This window comes from Sporomusa sp. (assembly GCF_035561255.1).
Classification (GTDB): domain Bacteria; phylum Bacillota; class Negativicutes; order Sporomusales; family Sporomusaceae; genus Sporomusa.
In genome coordinates this window covers 1-5,698 of sequence record NZ_DATMXX010000295.1, presented here as the reverse complement: position 1 = coordinate 5,698, position 5,698 = coordinate 1, and the positions used below count along the sequence as shown (strand labels likewise).

General features: G+C 44.0%; 2 protein-coding genes. Both read right to left on the bottom strand.

Features of this window, described 5'->3' with window-relative positions; translation table 11 throughout:
* Nucleotides 1-32: 32 nt before the first annotated feature.
* Entirely contained in the window at nt 33-2,264 is a 2,232-nt protein-coding gene (locus VN379_RS15965; protein WP_325535620.1) for a bifunctional alpha,alpha-trehalose-phosphate synthase (UDP-forming)/trehalose-phosphatase, read from the bottom strand.
* 26 nt (nt 2,265-2,290) lie between these two features.
* Nucleotides 2,291-5,626, bottom strand: coding sequence for a maltose alpha-D-glucosyltransferase (treS, locus tag VN379_RS15960; RefSeq protein WP_325535618.1), 3,336 nt, complete (start codon nt 5,624-5,626; stop codon nt 2,291-2,293).
* Nucleotides 5,627-5,698: the final 72 nt, after the last annotated feature.

The window sequence follows — 5,698 nt, the reverse complement described above, 5'->3', positions numbered from 1 at the left end:
TATAGCTTTTTCGAAATCTTAGCATTGCTTTGTTATTTTTCATGGCCAACAAGGTCTGCCAATAACCCACAAAAATCTTCCTGACTATGCACAATATATTTTGCTTTTGTTTCACCCATACCAACCTTAATAGAACAAGCCTCTGCAGGCAGTATCGCAAACAAGTCCTCATCGGTCTTATCATCACCTGCCGCCAGAATAAAATCATAGTCGGCCTGGTCAAGCCAGGGTTTTATTGCCGCACCTTTATTACTTAATTTGTGCTTGATTTCCAAAATCCTATTACCCTCCAATACCTGTAAATCGGTATGTAAAGTAAAATTAATTAATTCCCATTTCAATTCGTTAGCCCGAAAATCAGCTATCTCTTTTTCAACCCTTCGGTAGTGCCAAACAATAGAACAATCTTTTTCCTCAATAAATGATCCTGGCAATAAATCGACGTAGAATTGAAAAATGGGTAACACCTGTGAACGCCAATCTGGTGGCATATCAATGATTTTCTCCCAGTTTCCTGATTTTCTCTTACGCCATGCACCATGCTCAGCAATCATATGAAGGGGAATATGCCCCAGCCATTCTTGAAGGGTATCTCTGCCACGCCCACTGACAATAACCACATCATTTTGTTCACTAGTGACAAGTGATTGCAGATTCTCAAGCAGGCAATCATCTGGAACAGCCAGCAGCGGATCGTTGGCAAATGGCACCAGCGTACCATCATAATCAAGCAGAATTAGGCGTTTCCGCGCCATTTTATATTCTCTTAGAATAGTATTGCGTAATTGCCCGGCTACAATTTTAGTTGCAGCTTTTCTTTCCGATTCCCGCATGCCAAGCAATTGCTTGATAAATAGGTCAGCCCAGCGAATAACATCATACTTGGCCAGCAATACCTGCATGCTCTTGTTCCGACGCTGTTGTTCTTCCGCAGGCATCTCCAGTGCTTCTTGAATTGTTCCAGCAATTTCTTCAATACTATTAGGATTAACCATAATTGCTTGGTCCAGTTCTTTGGCAGCACCTGCCATTTCACTCAGAATCAATACCCCCTGATTGTCGGCTTTTGAAGCGACATACTCCTTAGCCACTAGATTCATCCCGTCCCTCAATGGCGTAACCAGAGCAATATCACTGGCGCTATATAAGGCAACAAGTGGTGATAATGGTAGATATCGGTACTGATACACAACCGGAACCCAGCGTAACGTACCAAACCGGCCGTTGATCCTCCCAACGGTTTCATCAATACTCCTCTTCATGGATTGATACTGATCCACGCCAACTCTAGACGGAACTACGATTAGGGCAAGTATTACTTTTTCCTGCCATTGAGGATACTGTTCCAGGAATAAGGCAAACGCTTCCAGGCGGTTGGCTATTCCTTTAGTGTAGTCCAACCGATCTACTGAAAGGATAATTTTCCGGTCACCAAGCATCCGCCGTAGCCGTTCAGACTCGCGAATAATCCGTGGTTGCTTGGCTGTATTATTATATTTGGCAAAATCAATCCCCATAGGAAAAGTGTCAACCCGCACCATTCTTTCGCCAAGCCTAACCCGGCCAAGTGTATGGGCAAGACCAAGGATACGGGCTACACTATTTAAAAAATATTGTGTATAGTCAATAGTATGGAACCCGATAAGATCAGCGCCAAGCAAGCCTTCCAAAATAGCAGCTCCCCAACGGCGGGGCAGCAGACGGAAAATCTCATAGTCTGGAAACGGAATGTGCAAAAAAAAGCCGATTGGAGCATCAGGCATTCGTTCCCGCAACATTCCCGGCAACAGCATAAGATGATAATCATGGATCCAGATTACATCGCCGGGGCGGGCAATTTGGCAGACGGCTTCACAAAAAACCTTATTCACTGCCACATATTGCTCCCAGAGATCATCTTCAAATTTAGTCAGGCTAAAAAAATAATGAAATAGTGGCCAGATTGTCTTATTGCAAAATCCAAGATAGAATTTATCCATAGTAACTTCATCCAGAAATACCGGGCTGGCACTAAACTCCTGGGACAAACGCTCACTAATCAACTGTTGGTCATCAGGATCAACTGATATCCCAGGCCAGCCTATCCAAACAGAATCCTCCTCGGAGAACGTCGTATCCTGCAAAGAGTTAAAATAGGCGCTAAAACCAGAAACAAGCCCCCCTACACTCTCTTTAAAAATATACTCCCCCTGCTTTTTATCGATTGTAACAGGCAGACGGTTAGATACCACCAATAGACGCTTAATGTCTAATTTATTTCCCATCTCCTTCACCTCCATAGTTTGTGCGTTCACACAGATAACCTTGGCTTATCAAACTCAATTGTCCATAACAAGCCACGCAGTGCAATGCCAATCCAGGACGGACGATTTTTCAGCCCGGAAACTATTTGATAGATACCCCGCTGCAAGAGAAATACATCCAGCAACACCTCTAATTGCTGACGATCAGCCGGCAGCAGGCCTGTATCTTTGACAGAGTTTACATATCCTTTAAGAAAAGAGGCTGAGGCCCAATTATACCAGGACTGACTCCACTGTTGAAGCAGCACCTGGTTTTCTGTTGAAACCTCTATGCCCGGTACTAAACCCAGATGAACAGCCTGTGAAGCACAATACAAAGAATGCAGCATACTTGCAACATCCAGCAGTGGTGAACGCTTCAGGCGCCGTTCACTAAGCGGGCGTTCCGGGTTGCCCTCAAAATCAATGATCATATAGTCATTGCCTGTATACAACAGTTGCTCCAACCGATAATCTCCATGGCATCTGATCCGTGCGGCATTAAATTCCATTGCTTTCATCTCTTCGATCCGCGCCATGACTTGTTGTTCATATTCCAGGATCTTGGCCGCTAGTAGTTGGTCCTCCGGCCTTAAAGAGGACATTTGTTTTTTCAGAAGCCATTTTACACCGCTTAGCTCCTGGGCCAGACCGTGGTACAGCGATTGTCGGTTAAAAACATTGAATGGCTCTGGTACAAATTCCGACTGATCTCCACCACCTGCCAGGCCAATATGCATTTCACCGGTACGTAAACCTAACTGTACCAGAGATTCCAGATACGATCCTGTCATTTGGCTCACATCATTAGGTATCGCTTTGTCCACTGCCGACCAGAATGAAACTGGTAATAACGGCGGTTTACGGCTACTTAAAATACGCTCATAAAAGTCCCCCAGGTGATCCAGCGCACAATCCCAGGCAGTGCCCCGGTGTTGTACAAACTGCTGCAGAACAGCGATAGTAATCACTTCACCACGGTCATTATAATATTCCATTGATCCGTGAACTTTAGGAGCATAACCAAATCCTATCTCGGAGAAATGTCGCAATATCTCCAGATCTGGATTGATGCCGGTATCTATTTTTCTAAATACCTTAAGCACGAACAAGGGTTTAAACAAAATAGAGCTGTTATTATGTTCATTAGCCAGTGTTTGTGAATCTGGAATCATTCGATTCTCCTTCACCAGTCCCCTGAAATATTTGCTGTGTTTGGAAATCACTTCACCTGTTTGGCCTTTTAATTTACGCCGCTTGTCAATCACCGACCACATCAGCTGATGAAATTTTTTGTCATCACTAACCTCGTATAACAAGCGTTCTTCGTTTTCCTTACGAATACGGAGGATGACACTGCAGCCAGCAGGTCTCCCCCCCAATTCATCCGTAGCTTTCATCGCCAAATTAAGCAAATACAATTCCGAACTGCTTTCCATATATTCCACACTGATAAATACCATCTGCACACTCGTATCAGGTAATGGAATAAATTCACGAGCGGTTACCGCTTTAATTGTTTTTTCTCGCCCCCCAAACCAACTACAGGTATTTAAATAGGCTGAAAAAGCCTCAGTCAGCTCATGTTGAACAGCTCGCCCAAACAGATCACCCCAGTCATTGACTGTTATTACAGGAGCTAACTCAATAGAACCGCTACACAAGGGGCGCAGTTGCAGATTGCGTGGCTCCTCCAATGTGAACCAAAAAAATGTGTGTGGACCTAAAGAAATAAAGTAGAGATTTTCATTTATGGCCGGAAATGGTGTCCTGCCAATCATTTCAACAGGAACCAACCCCTGGTAGTTTGTCAGATCAAGTTGTGCATATGTCACAAACCGAGACAAATTGGCAATAACCAGAATTGTTTCATTTTCATATTGGCGAACAAAAGCCAAAACCTTGCGATTGTCAGACTCAATAAATTCCATAGTTCCGCGGCCAAAAGCCTTATAACGTTTACGTAAAGCGATAAGACGCCGCATCCACCATAGCAGGGAACTCGGCTCGTTCTGCTGCGACTCAACATTCACTGCAGCATAATGATATTCAGCATCTGCCACCACCGGCAAATATAAGCGCTGGGAGCTGGTCCAGGAAAAACCGGCATTGCGGTCGGCACTCCATTGCATAGGAGTACGTACTCCATCACGATCACCCAGGTAAATGTTATCACCCATTCCGATCTCATCGCCATAATAGATAATCGGTGACCCCGGCAATGAAAATAATAACCCGTTCATCAACTCTATGCGGCGGCGATTATCCCCCAATAAAGGTGCCAGACGTCTTCGAATGCCCAGATTAATCCTGGCCCGTGAATCCTTGGCATACATCCGGTACATATAATCCCGATCCTCATCAGTAACCATTTCTAAGGTCAATTCATCGTGATTCCGCAAAAACATAGCCCACTGGCAAGTTTCCGGTATAGGTGGTGTACGCCGGATTATTTCAATAAGCGGAAAGCTGTCTTCCATTCCGAGAGACATGAACAATCGCGGCATGATAGGAAAATGATATACCATATGACACTCATTACCGTCATCAAAATAAGGAATTACATTTTCCGGCCATTGATTTACCTCAGCCAATAACATCCTGTTTGGATATTTTTCGTCAATATATTTGCGAAGATATTGTAGAAACGCGTGTGTTTCCGGCAGATTATCGCAACTGGTCCCTTCTCGCTCATATAAATAGGCAACAGCATCCAGCCGAAAACCGTCAACACCGAGACGCAACCAAAAATCAACTGTCTTTAGAATCTCCCGGCGAACATCCGGGCTATCAAAATTCAAGTCAGGCTGATGGGGATAAAAGCGATGCCAGTAGTACGCTTGGGCAACAGAGTCCCAAGTCCAATTGGATGACTCAAAATCATTGAAAATAACCCTTGCGTCATTGAACTTATCGGTTGTATCACTCCATACATAGTAATTACGCCAGCGACTGCCAGGCGGAGATGTCCTGGCCCTTTGAAACCAATGGTGCTGATCAGACGTATGATTCAGCACTAAATCAGTAATCAAACGAATGCCCCGCGCATGAGCTTCATGGAGAAAAACGCGAAAATCATTCATATTTCCGTACAAGGAGTTAATCTTTAAATAATCAGCAATATCATATCCATCATCTCGCAAGGGTGATGGATAGAACGGCAGCAACCAGAGTGTGGTTACACCCAGGTCAGCGAGATAATCCAGTTTATCAATCAATCCCCGAAAATCACCAATACCGTCACCATTGCTATCATAAAATGCCTTGACATGCAGTTGATAAATAATGGCATCTTTATACCATAATAGCTGACTCTCTTGATGGAGCTTATTAATTTTCATCATTCATCTCCTTTCTATCTCTCATGATGCCGCCTATTGGGCTCAAAAATATTCTTTTTTTATTATCTTCTATAT

Coding starts and splice junctions, on each gene's coding strand:
- VN379_RS15965 (WP_325535620.1), bottom strand. CDS start 2,264: ATGGGAAATAAATTAGACATTAAGCGTCTATTGGTGGTATCTAACCGT.
- treS (WP_325535618.1), bottom strand. CDS start 5,626: ATGATGAAAATTAATAAGCTCCATCAAGAGAGTCAGCTATTATGGTAT.